Source organism: Lentzea sp. NEAU-D7 (genome assembly GCF_026242055.1).
Classification (GTDB): Bacteria; Actinomycetota; Actinomycetes; order Mycobacteriales; family Pseudonocardiaceae; genus Lentzea.
Window position 1 is genome coordinate 411,958 of sequence record NZ_JAPJDL010000002.1, and the last position, 25,561, is coordinate 437,518.

Here is a 25,561-nt window from a genome sequence, read left to right on the forward strand (position 1 = left end):
AGCGGCTGTGAGTCCCGCACTCAAGACTCTTCGCATGGCAGGGTTCTCCCTCGTGCAGGGAACAGGGTGTCCAGCACGCTAGCCCTAAACCGCAGGTCAGAGGGATACGCCAGCGGTTGCGAACTGTTGACAGATTTGCCTTTGCGTGTCAAGGCGAATGGTTGCTCTGCGTCACGGGAATAGGCTGAGAGAACGCATTTGGATTCCCTATACCAACCCGAACGCCGCGAGGTCCACCCCTCGATCGACCCTACCGGCCGGTAGACATGCCGAAGTAGCGTCGCCCAGACGGAGGAACGAACTGATCGGGCAGTTCGCCGCCTGGGGACGCCATTCATCCGGTGTCGTGCGCGCTGTGTTGCAGCACAGCTGATCTCCTCATCGCGGTTGCCCGGTCCGGCGTTACACCGGCCCTGCACAAAACCGAAGATCAAGGAGAACTGCCTATGAAGCGCATGGCTGTCGCGGCTGTGGCCGTGCTGGCGGGTGCACTCGCGACGACGGTCTCCCCTGTCGCCGTCGCCGCAGCGCAACCGTCGGCTGACCTGCTCGCCGCGATGCAGCGCGACCTCGGGCTGGACGCCACGCAGGCGGCGGAGAGGCTGCGCCAGGAGAGCGCGGCCGCGGTCCTGCAGCGGGTCGCGGAGGGCTTCGCCGGCGAGAGCTACGGCGGCGCGTGGTTCGACGCGGCCACCGGCAAGCTCGTCGTGGGCGTGACCGACGCGGCCAAGACCGACCGGCTCCGCCAGCTCGGCGCGGAGCCCCGCACGGTCGCGCACAAGGCCAGCGACCTCGACGCGGCCAAGGCGAAGCTGGACGCGTCGAAGGCTCCGGCCGAGGTCACCGGCTGGTACGTCGACACGAGGGCGAACGCGGTCACGATCACCGTCAAGCGTGGTCAGACGCAGGCGGCGCAGGCACTGGTGGAGAAGGCGGGCGCGGTCGCGAAGGTCGTCGAGACCGACGAGGCGCCGCGGCTGTTCAAGGACGTCCGCGGTGGCGACGCCTACTACATCAACAACGCCGGACGCTGCTCCGTCGGCTTCGCGGTCGCGGGCGGCTTCGTCACCGCCGGGCACTGCGGTTCGCCCGGTGACGCGGTGACCGGTGTCGACAAGACGGCGATGGGCGAGTTCGAGAAGTCTTCCTTCCCGGGCAACGACTACGCGTTCGTCAGGACCAACTCGTCGTGGACGTCCACCGCCAAGGTGAACCACTACGGCGGCGCGGACGTGATCGTCTCCGGCAACACCGAGTCCGCGGTCGGCGCCTCGATCTGCCGTTCCGGCTCGACCACGGGCTGGCACTGCGGCGAGGTCCAGGCCAAGAGCCAGACCGTGAACTACCAGGAGGGCTCGGTCAGCGGCCTCACGCGCACGAACGTGTGCGCGGAGCCCGGTGACTCGGGTGGCTCGTGGGTCAGCGGCACGCAGGCGCAGGGCGTCACCTCGGGTGGCTCCGGCAACTGCACCAGCGGCGGCACGACCTACTACCAGCCGGTCAACGAGATCCTCCAGGCCTACGGCCTGACGCTCACCACGGGCTGATCACTCTCGGTGACAAGAAAAGAGGCGGCCTCGCCCGAAAGGGTGAGGCCGCCTCTTGTCGTCCGACCGTCAGAGCTCCGCGCGAGGCGGGAAGTCCGCACAGGCTTCGGCCATCGTGGTGGCCAGCCGGTCGTGGAACTTCGCGTTGATCGCCCCGTTGGACATGTACTGACCGTCGATCTGGCTCACGTCGGAGGGCGAGCGCACCGCCGCGTCGAAGTCGACGACGTCGTCCGCGCCGAAGTCCGCCCAGCTCGACAGGATCTTGCTGTTGAGGTCCCGGCGCTGCTGCTCACGCGGGTCGGACGGGCTGAGGTTCAGCGGCGGCACAGTCGTCAGGATCACGTGCAACGGCGTGCCGTCCGGCCGGAACGAGCGCTTCGCCCCCACCGGGCTGTTCGCCTTCAACGCGGCCGTGAGGTTCGAGGCGACGACGCTCGCGGGGACACCGGCCAGCAGGTCGGGGGCACCGGTCGCGACGATCACCGTACGCAGGCCGGGCGCGCTCATCGTCGAACGTTCCATGGCCACCCCGAGATTGCTCGCGCTCACACCGCTGACGTTGGCGTAGGCGCCGTAAGGGCGGTTGTGCGGTTCGGCGTGCACGAGTGCGGCATCCCGCTCTGACAGCGCGTGCTGGTGCAGCCGGACGTCGGACACCGCGCCGTCGAAGTAGTCGCCGACGGCACCGCCGGTGCGCTTCGCTCCACCGATGGTGATCGGGCCCGTGCCGTTCCACGGCGTGAGGTTCACCGCGGCACCGGCGTACTGGCCGTTGACGTACAGCCGCATCGCGCCCGTGGCCGAGTCGAAGGTGCCCAGAAGGTGCGTCCACGTGTTCACCGGGGACGCGCTGCCGCTCCACGCCGCGGGCACAGCCGCTGCGGGAGCTTTGTCCTCGGAGGACGTGATGAACGCGAAGCTCTTGACGTCCTCCAGGTACGCCAGCGCGAAGCTGACATTGGCGGCGCCGCTCTGCGACACGATCACCTGCGTGCGGCCGGTGTTCCTGAGCTTCACCCAGGCCGACACGCTGTAGCTGCGGCTGCTGTTGAGCACCGGACCGCTGCCGGCGAGCAGGCCGTTGGTGAACGCCGCCGCGCCGTTCTGCTCGGAGTTCCACACCACACCGCCGCTCGCGGTCAGCGGCATGCGTCCCGAGGCGTCCCGCGCCGTGGTGCCGGAGCCGTCGTTCAACCTCCAGCGCGAACGGTCCGCGATGCCCTGACGGCTGTCGTTCACCAGGCCTCCGGGCAACGCCACACCGGCGGCGGAGAGCTTGGACGGCATGAGGTCGGTCCAGGTGGAGACCCCGGGCGCGCTCGCGCTGAGCTGGTCGCCCACCACGGCCACGGTGCCCTTCGTGGTGTCAACGGTCTGCACGTCCACTCGGGACAGGTAGTACGTGCCGGGCAACGTCGTGGTGAACGGCGTTCCCGACGAGTCGGCCGTCTGGTTGCCGGACGCCACGTACGACTTGATGCCCTCGTGCGCCGGCACGTGCTCTGGTGCGACCGGCAGGTGCAGGCTCACGACGTACGTACCACCGGCCGGTGACGGCACCGGGTCGGAGAGCACCTCACCGTCGGCGGGCAGCGTGACGGACGTGCTGCCGCCGAACTTCAGCGCGGTCGGCGCACCGGTCGAGGCGTCGGTGCCGAAACCGGCGGCGATGCTCACCGCACCGATTGTCACCGGCTTGGTGACGCCGGCGTTGGAGAGCTTCACCCGAATGGAGGTGCCCGTCACCGACGGGGTCACGATTGTGCGCAACGTCTTGTCCTGCAACGAGACCGTGCCGATCGGGGCGTCGGCGGGCGCCGACCACGCGCCCACCCAGCCCGGCTCGGTCACCCGCGGCGCCATCGACAGCACGTGCAACGCCTGCTGGCAGGCACGAGGCAGTGGGTTCGTGCCGTAGTTGGGCAGGGTGATGCTCTTCAGCGTCTTGTTCGGGTCGACCGGGAGGAAGACCGGGTAGAGCGTCGGGCGCCACACGTGGTCCTTGGTCGCCCCGAGCAGTCGGTACGGCAGCGTGATGCCCGAACGCTCCGGGTGCGGGACCGCCCAGTCGATCACCTTGGGCACCGTCGGCGTCGAGACCGTGCCGTCGGCGTAGGTGACCGTGCCGGGGATCGCCGGGATCTCACCGCACGTCGACGCCACGAGCAGGCCGACGGCGTTCGCCTTCACCCGCTGTTCCGGCGCGAACGGGATGGTCTGGCCGATCGCGATCACGTTGTCGTAGCCCGCGGCGTTGCGCGCGGGCATGGTGAACTTCGCGCCACCGATGACCGCGCTCTGGCCGGGCGCGAGGCCGGCTGCGGCCAGCGTCTGCGCGGACAGGCCGCCGTTGGAGAGGTCGAACTCCGCACCCGCGACGCCGTCGTCTGCGATGCCCCGGTTGTTCATCGCGTCGCCGAAGCTCGCCGTGGTGACGTTGTTGATCGGTTGCACGGTCAAGTAGTCGACGCCGAGCCGGTAGCGCAGGTCGGTCGACGCGTCGTTCGTGCCGACAGCCCTGAACGTGATCTTGTGGGTGCCCTTGGAGAGGTGCACGCCGCCGAGCGGCTGGCGCACCTGCAGGACGTTGGGGTCGTAGGCGTCGATCGGCCTGGTGTCGGTCTGGCCGAGCGGCGCGCCGTCCACACTGACCGTGTATTTGCCGTAGTGGAACGCCTTGGTCAGCCCGGCGGAGATCGCGTAGTCGGCCTCGATCGGCGTGGTGATCTGCAGGCTGAAGTACTGGCCGCTGGAGTCGCCCTCGAACCGGAGCTGGCCGCCGCCGTGCCACTTCGCGGAGCAGCAGTCGGGCATGACGCCGAGCGCGCGCGTTGCCTCCAGCTGGGGCATCAGCTCGGCGTCGAGCTTCACCGTCGGTGTGAGCTCCAGGTAGTCGAACCCGGTCTTCGCCCGCGAGTCCGTCGACGCGGGGTTCTTCTCCGCCTTCAGCGTCAGCGTGTGGTCACCGGCGGTGAGGTGGACGCCACCGAGCGCCTGCCGGGTCACGGTGGTGGTGGCGGACGCAGGCGTCCAGCTCTCGGACACCCGGCCGGCCTGCCTGCCATCGACCAGGTACGTGATCCTGCCGTGCTGGGCCGTCCCGCCGAGCAGGCCGAGCGTCAGCTCGTAGTCGCCTTCGGCCCGCACCCGGAACGTGGTGGTGACGGTCAGTTTCGTGCCGTCGCGCGGCTGCATGTGCAGAGCCGTCCCGCCGCTGTACTCGGCACCGCTGACCCGCTGGAAGTCGACGATGTCGGCGGTCTCGGTGAAGAGCAGGTCGTCCTCGATGCGTTCCTTCTGCGCGGCCGGCACGTAGGTTGGCGCCACGTAGAAGGTGTAGGCCTGCGACTCCGGCGAGAGCTTGTGCGCGTCGTCGAAGCTGCGCACGTGCACCGTGTGGAAGCCGGGGGACAGGGTGTTCGGCACGGTGATGGTCGCGCTGCCGTTGTCGTTCGCGACCCAGCCGCCGTCGTTGCCGAAGACCTTGTTGTAGTCGCACTCGTTCGTGGTGGGTGTGCGCTCGGTGCCCGAACCGTTGAACGTGTACGAGAAGCCGACGATGTTCTGTGCGTTGCCCGCGTTGAAGGTGAAGGTGCCCGGCATGTCCTGCGGACGGCCCCAGTCGTCCTTCGGGTAGTCCTCACTGGAGATCACGGGCACTGTCGTGATCGGCACGCCCCTGGTGGTGAACCAGGTCCAGTCCGACCAGCCGCCGTTCCAGATGTTGCGGCCGGGATCGCCGGGATAGCGGTTCTCCGTGGAGACCCGGTAGGCCCAGTCGCCGTTCGCGAGGTTCGTGTCGACGGGCCAGGCACCGGTGCTGCCGGACGCGATCACCGTGCCGGTCGTGGACTTCGCGTGCAGCTTGGTGCCGGTGGAGTTCCAGACCTCGTACCACAGGGCGACGTTCAGCGGTGGGTTGTTGTTGTCGTACGACGTGGCGTACAGGGTCGGGTGCGCGTCCGGCGTGACGAGCTTTCCGTTGCACGTCACGGCGTTCGAGACGCCGGTGTTGGTGGCGCGGCCGGGTGGGAACGAGAACGTCACGTCCAGGTGCGGGTTGTTCGCGAACTTCTTCCACTGGTAGGCGTTGTTCTCGTCCGGCGAGATCAGTCCGAAGTGGAACGTGTCGCTGTTCCACTCGACCATGTTCCGCGCGCTTTCAATGATGTTGAACCGCACGTCGCGCGCGCCGCCGCACTGGTCGCCGGCGTCGGAGGACTCCCTGGCGCGTTCGAAGCCCCACGGACCCGGCCAGCGGGTGCCCGAGTCGAACGAGTTGACCTGGTACAGCGCGACCGGGTGCGCCGTGCCGCACTGCGTGCCGTGCACCTGGTTGGCGTAGAAGTAGGCGTCGAACAACGCGGCTGAGCGACCGCCACGTGACTTCAACGCGTCGACGTTGAACTTGAAGAACGACCGTGCCCGCCACGAGCCTCCGCACCCGGTCCAGCCACTGCAGTAGCCGACCTGCGCGAACATGTTGGCGTTCCAGTAGTACCAGCCGTTGTCGGTCACCTCGGCCCACGCCTCGGAGTAGCGCGACATCACCGGGTCGATGTAGACGGGGTACTTCACGCCCGGTGCGACCAGGTCCTCGACGTCGGTCTTGATCTCGACGTCCACTGTGGTCGAGGCGGCCGCCGACCTCGCCCCGAGACCTGCGCCCTTCTTCTTGGTCGCGACCTCGAGCTTCGTCAGCTTGCCGCTGCCGGGGTCGACGGCGTTCGGCTTGGAGCCCACCTTCGGGTCCACGGTGGAGTCCCACATCACTGGTGTCGAGCCGTGGAACACCGTCTTGCCGTCCGCGCTCTTGGCGCTCAGAACGCCGTCGGCGTTGGTCTCCAGGGTCACGCCGGTCGCGGTCGCCTGCAACGTCACCGCGGCGAGCGCCGGGTTCTTCGCGGCCTCGGCGGTTTTCACGACCAGCACCTCGGAATACCCGACCACACCGGCGGTGACCTGCAGGTCCACCTCCGGGAAGACGTTCGGGTAGGTCGCCGTCGCACCCTCGACGACGGGGGAGGGCAACGGGGTGGGCCAGCTCAGCGACACCTGTTTGCCGCCTTCGGCCAGCGTCACCAGCGGTGTGGTGCCGCCGCCGGAGAACTTCATCCCGGTGGCCGCGGCGATCGGCACGAGACTGCCGTCGGGAGTGCGCTTCAGCTTGGGGTCGACGCCCTTCCAGGCGCCGTCCTGCTTCACCCGTACCGGCTGGGCATGGGTGCGCAACGTGGTGGTGCCGTTGGGGTTCACCAGCGTCGTGGTGTTCTCCGTGAGCTGTTCGGGCACCTCGGTCGCCTGTCCGGTCCGCTGGGCCTCGGCCAGCGCCTTGGACTCCGCAGGAGTCTGCACCGGCTTCTCGGCGGGTGACGTGACGGACGTGGTGGGAGCAGCCACCGCGACTGATGGCACAGCCAGGCTGAGGCCCGTCAGCAACGCCGTCGCGGCGGCCACACGAATTCCAGTTCTTTTATGCCGAACCGCCCTGAAAAAGGCAGCACAAAATGATCCACCACGCACAACTTCCCCCAGGCAACCCCGTACGGCCCACCAGATTGAGCCCGGCGCACCCTAACTCGGCGCTCTCGCCTGCACAAAGCGAAGTTCGATGTGATGCACGCCATGTTCGGGAATGTAACGCGGGCCGCTGCCCGGAACTGGATTTTCCGACTACCCCGAAGTGATCCCACTGGCTATTGTCAGCGCGTCGAGGCCAAGGAGGCCTCGTTGCCTGGGGGTAGTTCGAACATGCATGGTGGGGCTTCTTCGCGTGCGCCTTTCTCCAGACGTGGCACGTCGGTGGGTGTCGCGCTTCTGGTGGTCGCCGGTCTGCTGACGGGCGTCGTCGCCGACGGTGCGAACTCCGGTCCCGGACCGGTCCTGGGGCACGACGAGCGCGTGCCGTTCACCGACCTGGTGGTCGGCGCGCAGCAGAAACAGCCGGAGCCTCCCGGCCCGCTCGACCTGACCAACACCACCTGGCCGAGCGCCGGCAGGGCGGGCGCCCGCACCAGCGGCGACGCCTCCGCCGTGAAGGCCGGTGACCTGCCGATCACAGTGTCCGGCAAGGAGAAGCGCACCTTCGAGGTCGCGGTCGCCGGGCAGGACCTGTCCCAGCGCGCCGGCATCACCGGCGTGATCGTGGCGGTGGAGCCCGAGGACGAGCATCAGGGCGAGGTCGAGATCGGCCTCGACTACACCGGCTTTCGCAACGCGGTCGGCGGTGACTTCGGCTCCCGCCTCCAGCTCACCGAGCTGCCCGCGTGCGTGCTGAGCACGCCGGAGAAGCCGGAGTGCCGGGTCACCAAGCCGGTCAGGTCCAAGAACGACCCCCAGACCAGAACCGTGAGCACCTTTACGGCCGCGGCGCAGCCGATGGTGTTCGCCGCCACTGCCGAGACCTCGGGGTCCACCGGCACGTTCGAGGCGAGCTCGCTGACACCGTCCGGCGCATGGGCGGTCTCCGGCAGCTCCGGCGCTTTCACCTGGGCCTACCCGGTCGTGATCCCTCCCGCCTCGGCGGGTGCGTCCGTCGCCCCTCAGGTGACGCTGGCCTACAACTCCGCCTCGGTCGACGGCCGGACGCTCGCGACGAGCAGCCAGTCGTCCTGGCTCGGCCAGGGCTGGGACTACTCACCCGGTGCCATCGAACGCAGCTACCGCACCTGCGCGCAGGACAAGCAGCTGCCGGAGGAGAAGCGCACTGGTGACCTGTGCTGGGCCGGCCAGATCGTCACGATGAACCTCAACGGCCAGGCCACCGAGCTCGTGCTCGACGACGCCACCAAGACGTGGAAGGCCGCGACCGACGGCGGTGCGCGCATCGAGCTCCTCACCGGTGCGGTCAACGGCGTGCGCGACGGCGAGCACTGGAAGGTCACCAGCACCGACGGTGTGAGCTACTACTTCGGCCGCAACCGGGGTCCTGGGTACACCGACCAGCAGGAGACGAAGTCGGCGTGGACCGTGCCGGTGTACGGCCCGCGCGCCGGCGATCCCTGCTACAGCACCGCGGGTTTCGCTCAGTCCAAGTGCGACCAGGCGTGGCGCTGGAACCTCGACTTCGTGGAGGACCCGCACGGCAACGTCACGGCGTACTACTACAACCAGGAGAAGAACTTCTACGGCGCCAACAACAAAACGGTCGGCGTCGAGTACGTCCGGGGCGGCACGCTCGACCGGATCGAGTACGGCCTGCGCAAGATCGGCGGATCGATCTACGGCCGCACCACGCCGAACAAGGTCACCTTCGACGTCGCCGAACGCTGCCTGCCGGAGGCCGGTTTCGACTGCGACCCGGCGAAGTTCACCTCGGCCAACGCCAAGTACTGGCCGGACACCCCGCAGGACCAGGAGTGCAAGCAGGGCGCGACCTGCAACAACCGCGGCCCGTCGTTCTGGTCCCGCAAGCGCCTGACCGCGATCAACACCTTCTACGACCAGGGCTCCGGCCCGGTCAAGGCCGACCGGTACCAGTTCGGCCAGGAGTTCAAGTCCGTGGCGGACAAGGAACTCTGGCTGCAGACGATCACCCGCACCGGGTACGCGAAGGACGGCACGTCACTGCCGGTCAACCCGATCACGTTCACCGGACAGCCGCTGGAGAACCGCGTACCGCACCAGCAGGCGTCGACGCTGCCGCACTGGCGGGTGACCAACATCGCCACCGAGACCGGCACGTCGATCAACGTCACCTACAGCAAGCCGGACTGCACCGCGGAGTCTGTGCCGACCGACCACGCCAACAACAAGCGGCGTTGTTACCCGGTGTACTGGACGTTGCCCTACAACGAGAACCCGAAGCTGGAGTACTTCCACAAGTACGTCGTCGACCGGGTCGACGTGCAGGACACCACCGCGTCGTCACCGACGCAGACCACCGAGTACGCCTACCTGGGCGACCCTGCGTGGCACTTCGACGACTTCGAGCTGGTGAAGCCGGAACACCGCACGTACGGCCAGTTCCGCGGCTACGGCAAGGTGGAACAGCGCACCGGCGACAAGCAGTTCAGCTTCGACGGGGTCAACGACAAGCAGACGCTGCGGCGCACCACCTACTTCCGCGGCATGGACGGTGACACCATGCCCGGCGGCGCCAAGCGCTCCGCCTCGGTGACGAACTCTCTCGGCGAGTCGACGGTGGACAACCGGCTGTTCGCTGACGTTCCGTACGAGGAAGAGGTCTTCAACGGTGACGGAGGTGAGCGGATCTCATCCGCGATCACCGATCCCGCCGTGATCGTCTCCGCCTCCGCGACGCGGGCCCGCACCGGCCTGTCCGCGCTGACCGCGAACAAGGTCGCGCCCACCAAGATCCGCCAGATCGAGACCGTCACGGGCGGCACGCGCACGACGTCGACGGTCACGCGCTTCGACTCCGCCGGACGGCCGGAGGCGAAGACGGAGTCCGCCGACGGGCAGCCGGACCAGTGCACCACCACGAAGTACGCGGACAACACCGACCTGTGGATCCGCAACCGCGTGTCGGAGACGATCACGTCGGCGCAGGTGTGCCCGGCGAAGGACGTGGCGCAGACCTCGATCCTCGCAGGCTTGCGCACGTTCTACGACGGTCAGTCCGAGCTCGGCAAGATCACCTCCGCCGGCGACGCGACGCGGGTGGACACCGCGACCGTGAACGTCAATGACGCTCTGACGTTCACGACGACCGGCACGTCCACCTACGACCCGTCCGGCCGCATCGCCTCGAAGACCGACGCGCTGAACCGCACGGCCAAGACCGAGTACACGCCCGCGGACGGCGGTGTGCTGACCAAGACCGTCAGCACCAACGCGAAGAACCAGACGTCGTCGATCGAGATCGACCCGGCGACCGGCAAGACCACCGGGCAGGTCGACGTCGGCGGGCGCCGCACGGACGCCGCCTACGACGCGCTCGGCAGGCTCGCCTCGGTGTGGCAGCCCGGCCGGACCAAGGGCATCGACGAGGCGTCGGCCACCTACGAGTACCTGGTGCGCACCAACGGCCCGCTGGCCGTGACGAGCAAGCAGCTGGTCGACTACGGCGACGGCAAGAACTACCTGACCACGGTCGAGCTGTACGACTCCTTCGGCCACATCAGACAGTCCCAGGTGGACTCGCTGGACGGCGGGCGTGCGGTCAAGGACACGTTCTACGACTCGCACGGCCAGGTCATCAGCGCCAACAACGGTTACGTGGTGAGCGGCGCGCCGGCCACCACGATGATCTCCGTCGACCCGAAGTCGGTCAACGACCGCACGGTCAACACCTACGACGGTGCGGGCCGCCAGACGCTCACGATCGCCTACAGGGGCGTGACGGAGACATGGCGCACGCGGACCGTCCACGGTGGCGACCGGGTCACCGTCGTGCCGCCGCAGGGCGCCCCGGTGACGACCAAGATCGTGGACGCCCGCGGCCGTGACGCCGAGGTGCGTCGCTACAGCACGCCACCGCAGATCGACGGGAACACGGTGACCGGCGGTGTGTTCGAAGCGCTGACCTACACCTACACCGCGCTCGGCCAGCAAAAGACGATCAAGGACCACGTCGCCAACGTGTGGTCGTTCGACTACGACTTCCTGGGCAACCAGGTTCGCCAGTCCGACCCCGACTCCGGCGTTTCGACCTCGACGTACGACCTGGCCGGACAGGCGCTGACCACCACCGACGCCCGCGGCAGGACGATCGCCTACGAGTACGACGTGCTCGGCCGCAAGATCACCGAGCGGGACGGCTCGCAGACCGGCGTGAAGCTCGCGTCGTGGACCTTCGACACCGCGCAGAACGGTGTCGGCCTGCCGGGCCACTCGATCCGGCACACCGCGAACGGCAACTACGTCACCGGTGTCGGCGCGTACAACGGCCAGGGCCTGCCCGCGAAGTCGCTGACGCAGATCCCGGCGTCGGAGACCGGGCTCGCCGGCCTGTACACGACCACGTACGGCTACACGACGACAGGCCTGCTGAACTCCGTGCAGCAGCCGACCGTCGGCGGACTGCCCGGTGAGGCGATCGGCATCACCTACAACAAGTACGGCAAGCCGAACAGCACGAGCAGTTCCAGCTTCACCTACGTGCTGCAGTCGCAGTACACCCAGTTCGGCGACTCGCGGCAGTTCACCCTCGGCCCGTCCAACAACAGTGCGTGGCTGACGTACGACTACGACCCGCAGACCCGCCGGCTGACCCGCACTAACTTCTCGGCGCAGCAGGCGGACGCTCAAATCGACGACACGAAGTACTCGTACGACCCGGCCGGCAACCTGACGAAGATGGTGAACACGCAGGGCCGTGAAGGCCAGGCGCCGGTGCGCACCCAGTGCTTCACCTACGACACCCTGCGCCGTCTCAACCAGGCGTGGACGGCGAACGACGACTGCGCCGCGCCCGCGTCGGCGGAGACCGTCGGCGGCCGGGCGGCGTACTGGACCTCGTGGACGTTCAAGCCGAACGGCACGCGGGCGAGCCAGACGCAGCACGCGTTCACCGGCGCGGCGAAGCCGGAGACCACGACCACGTACGACTACCCGGCGGACGGTGGCACCCAGCCGCACGCCCTGACGGGTACCACGACGACGTCGTCGCACGGCACCATCTCGGCGAGCTACGGCTACGACGCCACCGGCAACACCGTGCGCCGCACCCTGCCGAACGGTCAGCAGACCCTCACGTGGGACGAGCACAGCAGGCTGGAGACCGTCACGTCACCGCGGGGCACGACCCGCTACACCTACAGCGCCGACGGCGGACAGCTCGTGCGCCGCGACCCAGGGCGCACGACCGTGTACCTGCCGGGCCAGGAACTGAGCCGGGACAACAGCACCGGCCAGCTCACCGGTACGCGGTACTACTCGCACAACGGTGTGACCGTGGCGGTGCGCGTCGGCGGCGCCAACCCGAAGTACCTCGTCTCCGACCACCACGGCACCGCGATGGTCGCCGTCGACTCAGTGGACTTCTCCGTTGTCCGCAGGGCGATGGACCCGTACGGCAACGAGATCGGTGACGTCCTCGGCGGCTACTGGCCGGACGACAAGGGTTTCCTCGGCAAACCGGTGGACAGCTCGACCGGCCTGGCCGACGTGGGCGCCCGCAAGTACGACGCGTCCACCGGCCGGTTCATCAGCGTCGACCCGATCCTGGAGACCGACAACGCCCAGCAGATGACCGGGTACGTCTACGCGGACAACAACCCGACGACGCTGAGCGACCCGACCGGCCTGCTGTCCGCCGGCACCTACACGATCGTGGGCTACGGCCTCCAGGGCATCCTCCGCGCGATCACCGCCCTGAGCGACCTCGCCATCGCGAACCGCAACAGCATGCAGATGAGCGTCAGCCGCTACGTCGGCTGGATGGCCATCAACGACGGCTTCATCGGCCCGCGCCTGTACCAGCCCGGTATCTACTTCATCGTCATCTCGGTGACGCTGACGCCCTGGGTCGCGTACTGCCCACCACCAGCCAAACAGGGCACCAAGGAGAAGCCCGCGTTCAACCTGCCGTCGATGAAGAGCGCCGAGCGGGCCGAGTGGAACCGGAAACACCCGGTGAAGCCGCAGCAGATGACGACCGACGAGTTCATGATGATGATGCTCGGCATCGACGCGGTCATCGACTGCGTGCGTGACCCGTCCGTCAAGGGGTGCGGTGAGGCACTCGCCCCGTACGCGCTGGGCGGTCTGGGGCGGATCGGCGCGGCGGCGTTGAAGGCGGAACGCGCGGCACCGCTCATCAACCTGACGCGCAAGGAAGAACGCAACGCCGTCGACTGCCTGAACAGCTTCGTCGCCGAGACGAAGGTCGTCATGGCCGACGGCACGCGCAAGCCGATCTCCGAGGTGGCCATCGGGGACACGGTCAAGGCCACCGACCCCGAGACCGGCGAGACCACCGACCGCGTCGTGGAGAACCGCTTCGTCCACACGAACGAGGGCGACATGACCGAACTGGTCGTGCGCGCGGCCGACGGTTCCACCGGCTCGGTCGACGGCACCTCGTGGCACGAGGTGTGGGCGGACTCCGCCGGCGTCTTCACCAAGATGGGCGAGCTCGAGCCGGGGCAGGCACTGTTGTCGCCGGACGGGTCCCGGCCGGTGGTGTCCGAGGTTCGGCGCTATGTTCACTTCGAGCCGGTGTACGACCTGACGGTGCAGGGCGTGCACACGTTCTACGTGGCGGCCGGTGACACGCCTGTCCTGGTGCACAACTGCGCCAAGAAGAAGGGCAAGAACAACGGCGGCGGCGAGCGGAAAGGCGGCGTCAACAACGAGAACGAGACGCCGCAGTGGGTGGCGGACGAGGTCGCGAAGCGCCTCGGCTACGTGAAGGTGCCTGGTGGCAACCGGTCCAAGAACGGTACCGCGGCCTGGCGGCACCCCAAGCCGAAGAGCTACCGGCCGGAGTACATCAGCTATGACCGCAACGGACACTCGGGCGCCTACTACAAGGCCGCAGACAGGCTCGAGGACCTCCACAGCAAGGAGACGAGGCTGGGCGGCTACGGCCCGGTCAACGGGACGAATGACTTGGAAGGTCTCGAATGGTTGTACCCGTGACGCTGGAGATCGTCCTGGTTCCTCGCGACGAGGTCGTCGGCTCGAAGCTCGACGGTGCTCCAGGTTGGCTCGAGTACGCCGCGGAACTCCGCGGCGTACTCGCCGCCGCCGTAGCTGCGAGTGGCGTCAGCTTCCTGGAGATCGACGTGTTGAACGTGTGGGAGCCGCTGCCCGAGGAACTCGCGTGGTTGCGCAACGGCGTCGGCGTTTCGCCGGAGCAGGCCGTTGATCTGTTCGTGGAGATGCTGGGCCGTGGCGACAGCCCGTCGTTCCGCCTGCGCGGTGGAAACGTCCTGAGGATCGAGCAGAGCTGGGACGGTTGGGTTTTTCTGCCCGCGACGCGGGAGATCTACGACGCGCTGGAGGGTTTGCCGGAGGAACACCTGGAGATCGGGTGGCGGTCGAGTCAGCCGGACGTGATGAAGGCGGACATCCCGGTCAGGGCGGTGGCGGATGACGCGTTCTGGGCCACCGTGCGTGTGGCGGCCCAGGAGAAGACGACGCTGCTGAGCGAACGGTGGGCTTTCGGCAAATGCGGCAGCAGGTGGTTCCTGCTGACGAAGGACAACGTCGACCAGGTGATCGCGGAGATCCGCCCGCGCTCGCTCGTCAGCGTCGTGGTGAATCCTGATCTGCGGACTCGCTCGCTGAACGAGGACTTCACGGCGTTCAGCGCGCCGTTGGAGCCGGGAGAACTGGCACACCGTCAGCTTCCGGTCGGTGTGAACGGCGAGGACGAGCTGGCTGAGGTGACCGGTGCCGGGTTCGACCTCTTCCTCGCAGGCGCCGCGCTGGCCGAGCTGTACGCGGTGGTGCCGGACACCGACGGTGTCGTGCGGATGGAGTGGGACGACCCGAAGCAGTTCCTGTGAGCGCTGCGGCTGACGCGAAGACAGCCGCAGCAACCCCGGCTGCCGAGCGCGACGTACCGCTCCGGCGCCAGGTGCAGGCGTTCCTCGTTCTCGGGATCGACGGCGACCGAGGCCAGCGGCTCGGCCGGGTGCCACCGCACCGGCCGCGCCACGACCAGGCGGTCGCCGGGCGAAGCACCTGGTGGAACTCGGCGGGGTTGCGCGGTGCGAACAGTGTGTGGAAGCGGCACGGGCGTTCCCCAGGCCGGGCGGGAGGGGGAACGCCGGATCGGCATCGCCCTCAGGCCCTGTCAACACGCGGAACGGCCGTGCGGAACCCCAGAGAACGTCATCGGGGCGAGATGGTGGTGACTAGCCCTGGTGCTCTTTCAGCCACTTCTCGCGGTGCGCGCGCCAGCGGTCCAGCATCGAGCCGAGTTCGCCGTGCACGAAGCGGAAGAACTCGCGCGTCTCGTCCAGCCGCGCCCCCGCGTCGGAGCCGGCACCGAGCGCCTCGACGCCCTCGGCGAGCACCTCGTCGATCATGCCCAGCATCTGGTCCTTGCGGAACGTCGCCTCGTACCAGACGTTGTCGCGCATCCGGTAGACGTCGCGGCGTGATCCCGGCTCGCGCTCGCGGCTGACGATCTGGACGGTGGTCAGGTAGCGCACCGCGCCCGAGACCGCCGCCGGGGAGATCTGCAGCAGTTCGGCGATCTCGGCCGCGGTGAGCCGACCGGAGTCCGTCGTCAGCAGGGCCGCGAGGATGCGAGCCGGCATGCGGGGCACGCCGGTGTCCGCCAGGATGCCGCCGAACCGTTCGACGAACTGGCTCACCGCCTGCGTGTCACGCTCCGTAGTACTCGTCACGGCGGCATCATCCTTTTCGTCAGCCGATCGGGCAAAATTTACATGCTTCACGAAGTTGTGAAAGAAGTGTAGCTTACCCGCCATGACATCTGCGATATCCGTGTCGGGCCTGGTGAAGACCTTCGGCCCGACGCGCGCGCTGGACGATCTGAACCTGGACGTCCGCACTGGTGAGGTGCACGGTTTCCTGGGCCCGAACGGCGCCGGCAAGTCGACGGCGATCCGGGTCCTGCTCGGCCTGCTGCGTGCCGACTCCGGCACCGCGCGGCTGCTCGGCGGCGACCCGTGGAAGGACACCGCGGCCCTGCACCGCCGTCTCGCCTACGTCCCCGGCGACGTCAACCTCTGGCCCAACCTGACCGGTGGCGAGGTCATCGACCTGCTCGGACGGCTCCGCGGAGGCCTGAACAAGGCCCGTCGCGCCGAGCTCCTGGAGCGCTTCGAACTGGACCCGCGCAAGAAGGGCCGCACCTACTCCAAGGGCAACCGGCAGAAGGTCGCGCTGGTCGCCGCCCTGTCGAGCGACGTCGAACTGCTGATCCTCGACGAGCCGACCTCGGGCCTCGACCCGTTGATGGAGGCCGTCTTCCAGGACTGCATCAACGACGAGCGCCGGCGTGGCCGCACCGTGCTGCTGTCCAGCCACATCCTCGCCGAGGTCGAGGCCCTGTGCGACCGGGTGAGCATCATCCGCAACGGCCACATCGTCGAGACCGGCACGCTCGCCGAGCTGCGGCACCTCACCCGCACGTCGATCTCCGCCGAGCTTGCGGGCCCGCCGGACGGCCTCGTGGACCTCGCCGGTGTGCACGACCTGGTCGCCGAGGGCAACCGGGTCAGGTTCGAGGTCGACTCCGACGAGCTCGACCCCGTCCTCAGGCACCTGGTGTCGACGGGCGTGCGCACGCTGACCTCCCAGCCGCCGACGCTGGAGGAGCTGTTCCTGCGGCACTACGAGGACGCGAAATGATCGGCACCGGGCACCTCGTCCGCCTGGCGTTGCGCCGCGACCGGATCCTGCTGCCGGTCTGGGTGCTCTTCCTCGTCGGCGTCACCTACTCGACGACGACCGCGCTCGAGGAGCTGTACGCCACGCAGCAGTCCCGCGACCTGCTCGGCGTCACCGCGAACGCGAACTCCGCCTTCCTGGCGATGCTCGGGCCGCTGCACGACTGGTCGTCGCTGGGCGGCCTGGTGGTGTGGCGCTGGGGCGTCTTCTCCGGACTGTTCATCGCGATCATGGCCATGCTGGTCGTCACCCGGCACACGCGCGCGGAGGAAGAGGCGGGCCGCACCGAGCTCATCGCCGCCACGGTCGTCGGGCGGCATGCTCCGCTGGCCGCCGCGGTGGTCGTCGCGGGCGGCACGAGCCTGCTGATCGGGCTGCTGCAGGCGCTCGCGCTGGTCGGCAAGGACCTGGACCCGGCGGGCGCGTTCGCGTTCGGCCTCTCCACGGCGAGCGTGGGGCTGGTGTTCACGGCCGTCAGCGCGTTCACCGCGCAGCTCTCGGAGAACTCGCGCGTGTCCAACGCCATCGCGGGAGGGTTCCTCGGCGTCGTCTACCTGCTGCGCGCGGCGGGCGACGCGGCGGGGGAGTCGGGGCCGCAGTGGCTGACCTGGCTCTCGCCGATCGGCTGGACCGAGCACGTGCGGTCCTTCGGGGACAACAGGTTCTGGGTGCTGCTGCTCCCGCTGGCGGCGTTCGTGCTGCTGACGGGCGTGTCCGCGTACGTCGTGACCCGCCGCGACGTGGGACTCGGCCTGCTGCCCGCCCGGCTGGGCCCGCCGCAGGGCACGATCGGCGGCCCGTTCGGGCTGGCGTGGCGGCTGCAGAAGGGCTCGCTGATCGGCTGGTCCCTCGCGTTGTTCGCGGTGGGCGTGATCTACGGCAGCGTCGCGCAGGCCGTCGGGCAGATGGTGGACGACAACCCGGCGCTCGGGCAGATCGTCAGCAAGATCGGCGGGGCCGACGCGATGGTCGACGCGTTCTTCGCGACCATCACCCAGCTGCTCGGGCTGATCTCGTCGATCTACCTGGTGCAGGCGGTCCTGCGGCTGCGATCGGAGGAGACGTCGTTCCGCGCGGAGCCGATCCTCGCCACGCCGGTCTCGCGCTGGGGCTGGGTGGCCTCGCACGCGGTGTTCGCCCTGGTGGGCGGCGCGGTCGTGCTGGCGGCGTCCGGTCTGGGCCTGGGCCTCGTCTACGGGGCGCAGACGAACGACGTGGGCACCGTCCTGCCGCAGATGCTCGGCGCGGCTCTGGCCCAGCTCCCGGCCGCCTGGGTGATCGCGGGCGTGGCGCTCGTCCTGTTCGGGTTGTTCCCGCAGTTCACGGGCGTGAGCTGGGCGGCGGTGTCGGCGGCGCTGGTGCTCACGCTGCTCGGCCCCGCGCTGCAGCTCGACCAGTGGATGATCAACATCTCGCCGTTCACGCACGTCCCCAAGTACCCGGACATCACCTTCGGGCCGCTCGCGTGGCTCACAGCGGTGGCGGTGGCGCTGGTGGCGGCGGGGTTCGCCGGGTTCCGCCGGCGCGACCTGACCACGTGACGACCGCGGGCACGGTCACGAGCAGCGCCGCCGGGACGAGGAAGCCCAGCAGCGGATGCGACTGGTAGAGCGGGACGAACGCCAGCGGGGCCGCGGCGGCACCCATGAAGCGCAGTGACTGCACGACGCTGACGCTGCCGCCCCTGTTGGCGCTGCCGTTCTGCAGCACCAGCGCGTTGAGGCTCACCAGCACGCCCTGCGCGGCGGCCCCGGTCAGCGCCCACGCGATGACCGCGACCGCCGCGAACGGCGTCGTGCCCACCGCGGCGACGAGCCCCGCGCCCAGCGTCGCGCCGACGACGACCGTGGTGGCGGCGCCGAACCTGTCGATGGCCTTGCCGATCTGCCGCGCGGTCAGGAACCCGACGACGCCGAAGCCGGTGAGCAGCAGGCCGCGCTCACCCGCGCCGAGCCCGAACACGTCGTCCAGCCGGAACGCCACGAGGAACGACAGCCCGCCCAGGCACCCCCAGCAGACGAAGGCGATGAGCGCGGGCCGCAGTGTGCTCGGCACGAACGCGCTGCGCAGACTCGCGTCGCGCTCCGGCTCGGCCTCCGTCTGCGGCACGCCCAGGACCGCGAGCGCGACGGCGACCACCGCGATGACCACGAACGCGAGCCGCCAGTCGACCTCGGCGGTGAGCCCGCCGACGAGCGGGGCGGACGTCTGCCCGGCCGCCTGCATCGACCCGAAGAGCCCCAGCGCCCGGCCGAGCTTCTCCCTCGGCGTCGAGGCGGCGATCACCGCCAGCAGCACCGGTGTCGTGAACGAGTTCGCCGCGCCCTGCAACGCGCGGGAGGCGAGCAGCACCTCGAAGGTCCACGAGCAGGCGGCCAGCACGGACGTCAGGGCGTAGGCGACGTAGGCGATCCGGATGGTCCGTTGTGGACCCCAGCGCTGCGCGAGCGTGCCGGAGGCCAGCATCAGCACCGCGAACGGCACGAGGTAGTAGGTGAGAGTCGAGGCGGCGCTGCCCGCCGACCGCCCGAAGCCGGCGCCGATCTCGGGCAGGATCGAGGTCGTCACGGCGCCGCCGAACGGCCCGATCAAGGCGCCCGCGTACAGCCCGGCGCGTGCCAACCGTCCCACGGACACCTCCGCCGCTCACCCTGTTGCGGGCAGCGGCGGGAAGCACCGAAAAGTGGTTGTTGTCGCTAAGTTTCTGGCCGCGCGGCCCGGTGGTGGAGTTCCGCGACGGCCCGACCACTCGGAAGTGTGAAAAGAAGCCGCCCCGGTCCACCTGACCCGGGACGGCCCTGACCTGCGTGAAGCAGTTCTAGCGCGGACCGGGCGACGGCCAGCCGGGACCACGGCCCCGGCGGCGGAGATAGCGCTCGAACTCCGCGGCGATGTCGTCACCCGACGCCTCGGTGATCTGCAGCTCCGCGTCGCCGCGCTCCTCCAGGGCACGCACGTAGTTGCGCACGTCCTCGTCCTCGTCGGCCATCTCGGAGACCGTGCGCTCCCACTCCTCGGCCTGCTCCGGCAGCGCGCCGAGCGGGACCTCGATGTCGAGCACCTCCTCGACCCGGTGCAGCAGGGCCAGGGTGGCCTTGGGGGAGGGCGGCTGCGAGACGTAGTGCGGCACGGCGGCCCAGAAGGAGATCGCCGGGATGCCCGCCTGCACGCACGCGTCCTGGAACACGCCGACGATGCCGGTCGGGCCCTCGTACTTCGAGTGCTCCAGGCCGAACTTCTCGGCGGCGTCCGCGTCGTAGGCCGTTCCGGTGACCGGGACCGGACGCGTGTGGGGCGTGTCCATGAGCAGCGCGCCCAGCGTCACCACGGTCGTCACCCCGAGGGCGTCGATGTGGCCCAGCAGCTCGGCGGCGAACTTGCGCCACCGCATGTTCGGCTCGATGCCGTGCACGAGGATCACGTCCACGTCCGAGCCGGGGGGCCTGCACACCGACAGCCGCGTCGTCGGCCAGTCGACCCTGCGGGTGACGCCGTCCACCATGCGGACGCTGGGGCGCGTCACCTGGAAGTCGTAGTAGTCGTCCGGGTCGATCTCGGCGAGCGGGGTGGCGTCCCAGGTGAGTTGGAGGTGTTCGATCGCGGTGCTCGCGGCGTCGCCGGCGTCGTTCCACCCTTCGAACGCACAGACCATGATCGGAGCCGTGAGCGGGATGCGCGGGTTCGAGGGGGTCGGGGATTCCTGGGACGGATCGTTCACGGCGCCAGACTACGGGTTCGGTCAGTCAACTCATCGTAGGCTTGGCCCATGCGTGATCGCGGAGAGTCGCCGTTGCTGGAAGCGCTGGTGAACCGTGTTGTCGTCGCTGACGGGGCCATGGGCACGATGCTTCAGTCCGTTGACCTCTCCCTCGACGACTTCAACGGTCTCGAGGGCTGCAACGAGATCCTGAACGTCACCCGCCCGGACGTCGTGAAGGCGGTGCACCGCGGTTATCTCGAAGTCGGCTGCGACGCCGTGGAGACGAACACCTTCGGTGCGAATCTCGCGAACCTGGCCGAGTACGACATTCCGGACCAGATCTTCCACCTGTCCGAGCGCGGTGCCGCTCTGGCGAGAGAGGTGGCGGACGAGTTCGGCACGTCCGCAAACCCCCGGTTCGTGCTCGGCTCCGTCGGTCCCGGCACGAAGCTGCCGACGCTCGGCCACGCTCCTTATGCGACGTTGCGCGACGCCTACCAGGAGCAGTGCAAGGGCCTGCTCGTCGGCGGCGTGGACGCGATCATCGTCGAGACCTCGCAGGACCTGCTGCAGACCAAGGCGTCCATCGTCGGTGCCAAGCGCGCGATGACGGCCGAGGGCCGGTTCGTCCCCATCATCGCCCAGGTGACCGTCGAGACGACCGGCACGATGCTGCTCGGCTCGGAGATCGGCGCCGCGCTGACCGCGCTGGAGCCGCTGGGCATCGACCTGATCGGGCTGAACTGCGCCACCGGTCCCGCCGAGATGAGCGAGCACCTGCGGACGCTCTCGAAGCACGCGCGCGTCCCGTTGTCGGTGATGCCGAACGCCGGACTTCCCGAACTGGGCCCGCACGGCGCGGTCTACCCGTTGTCGCCGGAGGAACTGGCCCAGGCGCTGGCGGGGTTCGTCACCGAGTTCGGCGCGCGGCTCGTGGGCGGCTGCTGCGGCACGACGTCCGAGCACCTGCGCCAGGTGGCCGACGCGGTGCGCGACCTCGGTCCGTCGTCGCGCCGGCCGCGACCGGAGCCGGGTGTGTCCTCTCTGTACCAGGCCGTGCCGTTCACACAGGACGCCTCGGTGCTGATGATCGGCGAGCGCACGAACGCCAACGGTTCCAAGGCGTTCCGCGAGGCGATGCTCGCCGGGAAGTGGGAGGACTGCATCGAGATCGCGCGCGACCAGACGCGCGAGGGCGCCCACCTGATCGACCTCTGCGTCGACTACGTGGGCCGCGACGGCGAGGCGGACATGCGCGCGCTGGCCTCGCGGCTGGCCACCGCGTCGACGTTGCCGGTGATGCTCGACTCCACCGAACCGGCGGTGCTGCAGGCCGGTCTGGAGTGCCTCGGCGGACGCAGCGCCGTCAACTCGGTGAACTACGAGGACGGCGACGGCCCGGACTCCCGCTTCCAGAAGATCATGCGGCTCGTCTCCGAGCACGGCGCGGCGGTCGTGGCGCTGTGCATCGACGAGGAGGGCCAGGCCCGCACGGCCGAGTGGAAGGTCCGCGTCGCTACCCGGCTGATCGAGGACCTGACGACGAACTGGGGCATGCGGGTCGACGACATCATCGTCGACTGCCTGACGTTCCCGATCTCCACCGGCCAGGAGGAGGTGCGCCGCGACGCCGTCGAGACGATCGAGGCGATCCGCGAGCTCAAGCGCCGTTATCCGGACGTGCAGACGACTCTGGGCCTGTCGAACGTCTCCTTCGGACTCAACCCGGCCGCGCGTCAGGTGCTGAACTCCGTGTTCCTGCACGAATGCGTGCAGGCGGGCCTCGACACCGCGATCGTGCACGCCTCCAAGATCGTGCCGATGGCGCGCATCCCCGACGAGCAGCGCGCGGTGGCGCTGGACCTGGTCTACGACCGCCGCCGCGAGGGCTACGACCCGCTGCAGAAGCTCATGGAGCTGTTCGAGGGCGTCACCACGAAGTCGAACTCCGCTTCGCGCGCCGAGGAACTGGCCGCGCTGCCGCTGTTCGAACGGCTGCAGCGCCGGATCGTCGACGGCGAGCGCAACGGCCTGGAAGCCGACCTGGACGCCGCGCTGGACGAGCGGCCCGCGTTGCAGATCATCAACGACACGTTGCTCGCCGGCATGAAGACCGTGGGCGAACTGTTCGGCTCCGGCCAGATGCAGCTGCCGTTCGTGCTGCAGTCCGCCGAGGTCATGAAGGCCGCCGTCGCCCACCTCGAACCGCACATGGAGCGGTCCGAGGACGACGCTGCCGGGGGCAAGGGCCGGATCGTGCTCGCCACCGTGAAGGGCGACGTCCACGACATCGGCAAGAACCTCGTCGACATCATCCTGTCCAACAACGGCTACGAGGTCGTGAACATCGGCATCAAACAGCCGATCAACACGATCCTGGAGGCCGCGGAGGAGCACCGCGCGGACGCGATCGGCATGTCCGGCCTGCTGGTCAAGTCGACCGTGATCATGAAGGAGAACCTCGAGGAGATGAACTCCCGGGGTGTCGCCGCGCGGTGGCCGGTGTTGCTGGGCGGCGCGGCGCTGACGCGCGCGTACGTCGAGAACGACCTGACGGAGATGTACTTCGGCGACGTCCGCTACGCCCGCGACGCGTTCGAGGGGCTCCGGCTGATGGACGCGATCATGGCGGCCAAGCGCGGCGAGGCTCCTCTCGTGGACGAGGAGGCGCGAGCCAAGGCGGCGGAGCGCAAGGCCCGTCGCGAACGGTCGCTGCGCATCGCGGCGGCCCGCAAAGCCGTTGCGGCGGAAGAGGAAGTGGTGTCCGGCCGCTCCGACGTGGCGGCGGACAACCCGATCCCGGTGCCGCCGTTCTGGGGCAGCCGCGTCGTGAAGGGCATCCCGGTCGCGGACTACTCGGCGTTGCTGGACGAGCGTGCGACGTTCATGGGCCAGTGGGGCCTGAAGGGCGCGCGCGGCGGCGGCCCGACCTACGAGGAGCTGGTCGAGACCGAGGGCCGCCCGCGCCTGCGGTACTGGATGGAACGCCTTGCCACGGAAGGTGTTCTTGCCCACGCCGCCGTCGTCTACGGCTACTTCCCGTGCGTGTCGGAGGGCGAGGACCTGGTGATCCTGGAAGAGCCGTCGGCGGACTCCGCCGAGCGCTTCAGGTTCACCTTTCCGCGCCAGAAGAGGAATCGCCGTCTCTGCCTGTCCGACTTCTGGCGGGCGCGGGAGGCGGGCGAGGTCGACGTGATCGCGTTCCACCTCGTGACGATGGGGCAGCCGATCGCCGACTACGCGGCCGAGCTGTTCGCCAAGAACGCGTATCGTGAGTACCTGGAAGTCCACGGACTGGGGGTCCAGCTCACCGAGGCGCTGGCCGAGTACTGGCACAAGCGGGTCCGCGAGGAGCTCGTGTGGCCCGCGGGCGGCACCGTCGCCGCCGAGGACCCGGCCGACGTCGAGCAGTACTTCAAACTCGGCTACCGGGGTGCGCGTTACTCGTTCGGCTACGGCGCCTGCCCCGACATGGAGGACCGCAGGCGCGTCGTCGAGCTGCTCGAGCCGTCGCGCATCGGGGTCTCGCTGTCCGAGGAACTCCAGCTCCACCCGGAACAGTCCACCGACGCCTTCGTGGCGCACCATCCGGAGGCGAAGTACTTCAATGTCTGACCTGGCTGTGCCTGAACTTCACGGGGTCCTGTGGGACATGGACGGCACGCTGCTGGACTCCGAGAAGCTGTGGGACATCCCGCTCTACGAGTACGCGGAGAAGCTCGGCGGTGTGTTGTCGCTGGAGACCCGCGAGCGCATGGTCGGCAGCAACGTGCCCACCACGATGCAGCTGCTGTTCGCCGACGTCGGCATCGAGCCCACCGAGGCGGACATGGCCGACGGCGCCGCGTGGATCTCGCGCCGCACCGAGGAGGTGTTCCGCGCCGGTCTGCCGTGGCGTCCGGGCGCGCAGGAGGCGTTGAAGGCGGTCCGTGCGTCGGGCGTGCCGATGGCTCTCGTGACTTCGACCGAGCGCTCGCTGACCGAAGTGGCACTGGACACGATCGGGCGTGACCTGTTCGACGTGACCGTGTGCGGCGACGAGGTGGACGGCCTGAACAAGCCGCTGCCCGAGCCCTATCTGAAGGCGGCGCGACTGCTGGGCGTGGACGCGGCGCGTTGCGTGGCGATCGAGGACTCTCCGACCGGTGTCGCGGCCGCTGTGGCCGCCGGGTGCACTGTGCTGGTCGTGCCGTGTGACGTGGAAGTGCCGACGGGGGAGCGGCGGGTGTTCCGCGACTCCCTCGTCGGCGTCGACCTGGACGTGCTGAAGGCGCTCTAGACAGAGGCCTCGGTCACGCGTGCTTTCGCCTTGCGCGTGGCCGGGTCGATCAGCAGGCCGAACACCACGCCGATGCCGACGTAGAGCGTGGCGAGCTGGGCGAGCGAGCTGAGGCGGAACTGCCACAGCACGTTCACCGGCATGTCCGCGGGGATCGTGTCCGGCGGCGCGGGGAACGCCAGCAGCACCACCGCGGTGGCCGCGGCCACCGCGAGGAGCACGGCTGTCGTGCGCACCGGCTGCGACTGTGCGCGCAGCTGCTCGGCGAGCCAGCTCGCGGCCCACACGATCACGAGACCGGCCACCACCACGCCGAGGTAGAGCGCGGTCCGGTAGTTCACCGTCTCCGGGTCGCCCACGGCGGGCGGGTTGGCGGGGTACTTGAGCCACGGCAGCAGCGCCACGGCGCCGAACACCGCGGCACCGAACGCGAAGCTGCGGCTGAACGGCGTGCTGCCGGTGAACCAGCGCTTCGACAGCGCGTAGGCCGTGGCGAACACCAGGCCGACCGCGATGCCGACGATCACCACGCCGAGCATGCCGCCCACGACCTGGGCGCCACGGCCGACCAGCTCTTCCCCGCCACCGTGCGAGTGGCCGGCTTCCTCACCGGCGGGTGCCCGTGCCTCCTCGACCGCGAGCGCGGCACGAATCGGGATCTCGGTCACCAGGAGCTGCACCAGCGCGGAGGCGACACCGGCGACACCGCCGGCCGCGACTCCGCGCAGCGCCAGAGACTTGTACGTCGTCATGTGC

12 protein-coding genes are annotated in these 25,561 nt (G+C 69.1%); 7 read left to right on the top strand and 5 right to left on the bottom strand.

Features of this window, described 5'->3' with window-relative positions; all coding sequences use genetic code 11:
* The first annotated feature begins 446 nt into the window (after nucleotides 1-446).
* Nucleotides 447-1,547 carry a S1 family peptidase gene (locus ORI60_RS05365; protein WP_266034972.1) on the top strand — a complete coding sequence of 367 codons (1,101 nt, stop codon included), beginning with the start codon at nucleotides 447-449 and terminating at the stop codon, nucleotides 1,545-1,547.
* Nucleotides 1,548-1,616: 69 nt separating this feature from the next.
* On the opposite strand, the gene ORI60_RS05370 is transcribed toward ORI60_RS05365, so the two are convergent.
* Nucleotides 1,617-6,950 carry a LamG-like jellyroll fold domain-containing protein gene (locus tag ORI60_RS05370; protein ID WP_266034973.1) on the bottom strand — a complete coding sequence of 1,778 codons (5,334 nt, stop codon included), beginning with the start codon at nucleotides 6,948-6,950 and terminating at the stop codon, nucleotides 1,617-1,619.
* 402 nt (nucleotides 6,951-7,352) lie between these two features.
* Between ORI60_RS05370 and ORI60_RS05375 the strand changes: the two genes are divergently transcribed.
* Nucleotides 7,353-14,096, top strand: coding sequence for an RHS repeat-associated core domain-containing protein (locus ORI60_RS05375; RefSeq protein WP_266034976.1), 6,744 nt, complete (start codon nucleotides 7,353-7,355; stop codon nucleotides 14,094-14,096).
* A complete protein-coding gene (locus ORI60_RS05380; protein WP_266034979.1) occupies nucleotides 14,081-14,968 on the top strand; it encodes a hypothetical protein in 888 nt (295 codons plus the stop codon). The genes ORI60_RS05375 and ORI60_RS05380 overlap by 16 nt, the downstream gene beginning before the upstream one ends.
* Before the next feature lie 351 nt (nucleotides 14,969-15,319).
* Here the strand turns inward: ORI60_RS05380 and ORI60_RS05385 are convergent, their stop codons facing one another.
* Nucleotides 15,320-15,817 carry a GbsR/MarR family transcriptional regulator gene (locus ORI60_RS05385; protein WP_266034981.1) on the bottom strand — a complete coding sequence of 166 codons (498 nt, stop codon included), beginning with the start codon at nucleotides 15,815-15,817 and terminating at the stop codon, nucleotides 15,320-15,322.
* A gap of 82 nt (nucleotides 15,818-15,899) precedes the next feature.
* Between ORI60_RS05385 and ORI60_RS05390 the strand changes: the two genes are divergently transcribed.
* Both ORI60_RS05390 and ORI60_RS05395 read left to right on the top strand, forming a co-directional pair.
* Nucleotides 15,900-16,787, top strand: a complete 888-nt coding sequence (locus tag ORI60_RS05390; RefSeq protein WP_266034983.1) for an ABC transporter ATP-binding protein — start codon at nucleotides 15,900-15,902, stop codon at nucleotides 16,785-16,787.
* Nucleotides 16,784-18,367, top strand: a complete 1,584-nt coding sequence (locus ORI60_RS05395) for an ABC transporter permease (RefSeq protein WP_266034984.1) — start codon at nucleotides 16,784-16,786, stop codon at nucleotides 18,365-18,367. Before ORI60_RS05390 ends, ORI60_RS05395 begins: the two co-directional genes overlap by 4 nt.
* Here the strand turns inward: ORI60_RS05395 and ORI60_RS05400 are convergent.
* Together ORI60_RS05400 and ORI60_RS05405 are read right to left on the bottom strand one after the other, a co-directional pair.
* Nucleotides 18,297-19,457, bottom strand: a complete 1,161-nt coding sequence (locus tag ORI60_RS05400; protein WP_266034986.1) for an MFS transporter — start codon at nucleotides 19,455-19,457, stop codon at nucleotides 18,297-18,299. The genes ORI60_RS05395 and ORI60_RS05400 overlap by 71 nt on opposite strands.
* 187 nt (nucleotides 19,458-19,644) lie before the next feature.
* On the bottom strand, nucleotides 19,645-20,544 hold the full coding sequence (locus tag ORI60_RS05405; RefSeq protein WP_319983123.1) for a PAC2 family protein: 900 nt from the start codon (nucleotides 20,542-20,544) through the stop codon (nucleotides 19,645-19,647).
* 48 nt (nucleotides 20,545-20,592) lie between these two features.
* Here ORI60_RS05405 and metH point away from each other — a divergent pair, with 48 nt between their 5' ends.
* Together metH and ORI60_RS05415 are read left to right on the top strand one after the other, a co-directional pair.
* A complete protein-coding gene (gene metH, locus ORI60_RS05410) occupies nucleotides 20,593-24,141 on the top strand; it encodes a methionine synthase (protein ID WP_266034988.1) in 3,549 nt (1,182 codons plus the stop codon).
* The gene (locus tag ORI60_RS05415) at nucleotides 24,134-24,805 is read left to right on the top strand and encodes an HAD family hydrolase (RefSeq protein WP_266034990.1); all 672 of its coding nucleotides are present in this window, start codon (nucleotides 24,134-24,136) and stop codon (nucleotides 24,803-24,805) included. The genes metH and ORI60_RS05415 overlap by 8 nt, the downstream gene beginning before the upstream one ends.
* On the opposite strand, the gene ORI60_RS05420 is transcribed toward ORI60_RS05415, so the two are convergent.
* A complete protein-coding gene (locus ORI60_RS05420) occupies nucleotides 24,802-25,557 on the bottom strand; it encodes a CbtA family protein (protein ID WP_266034991.1) in 756 nt (251 codons plus the stop codon). The genes ORI60_RS05415 and ORI60_RS05420 overlap by 4 nt on opposite strands.
* Between the last annotated feature and the right edge of the window lie 4 nt (nucleotides 25,558-25,561).

Excerpts from the sequence above, each read along its gene's own strand:
- ORI60_RS05365 (WP_266034972.1), top strand. The coding sequence starts at position 447 with ATGAAGCGCATGGCTGTCGCGGCTGTGGCCGTGCTGGCGGGTGCACTC.
- metH (WP_266034988.1), top strand. The coding sequence starts at position 20,593 with ATGCGTGATCGCGGAGAGTCGCCGTTGCTGGAAGCGCTGGTGAACCGT.
- ORI60_RS05415 (WP_266034990.1), top strand. The coding sequence starts at position 24,134 with ATGTCTGACCTGGCTGTGCCTGAACTTCACGGGGTCCTGTGGGACATG.
- ORI60_RS05420 (WP_266034991.1), bottom strand. The coding sequence starts at position 25,557 with ATGACGACGTACAAGTCTCTGGCGCTGCGCGGAGTCGCGGCCGGCGGT.
- ORI60_RS05380 (WP_266034979.1), top strand. The coding sequence starts at position 14,081 with ATGGTTGTACCCGTGACGCTGGAGATCGTCCTGGTTCCTCGCGACGAG.
- ORI60_RS05390 (WP_266034983.1), top strand. The coding sequence starts at position 15,900 with ATGACATCTGCGATATCCGTGTCGGGCCTGGTGAAGACCTTCGGCCCG.
- ORI60_RS05395 (WP_266034984.1), top strand. The coding sequence starts at position 16,784 with ATGATCGGCACCGGGCACCTCGTCCGCCTGGCGTTGCGCCGCGACCGG.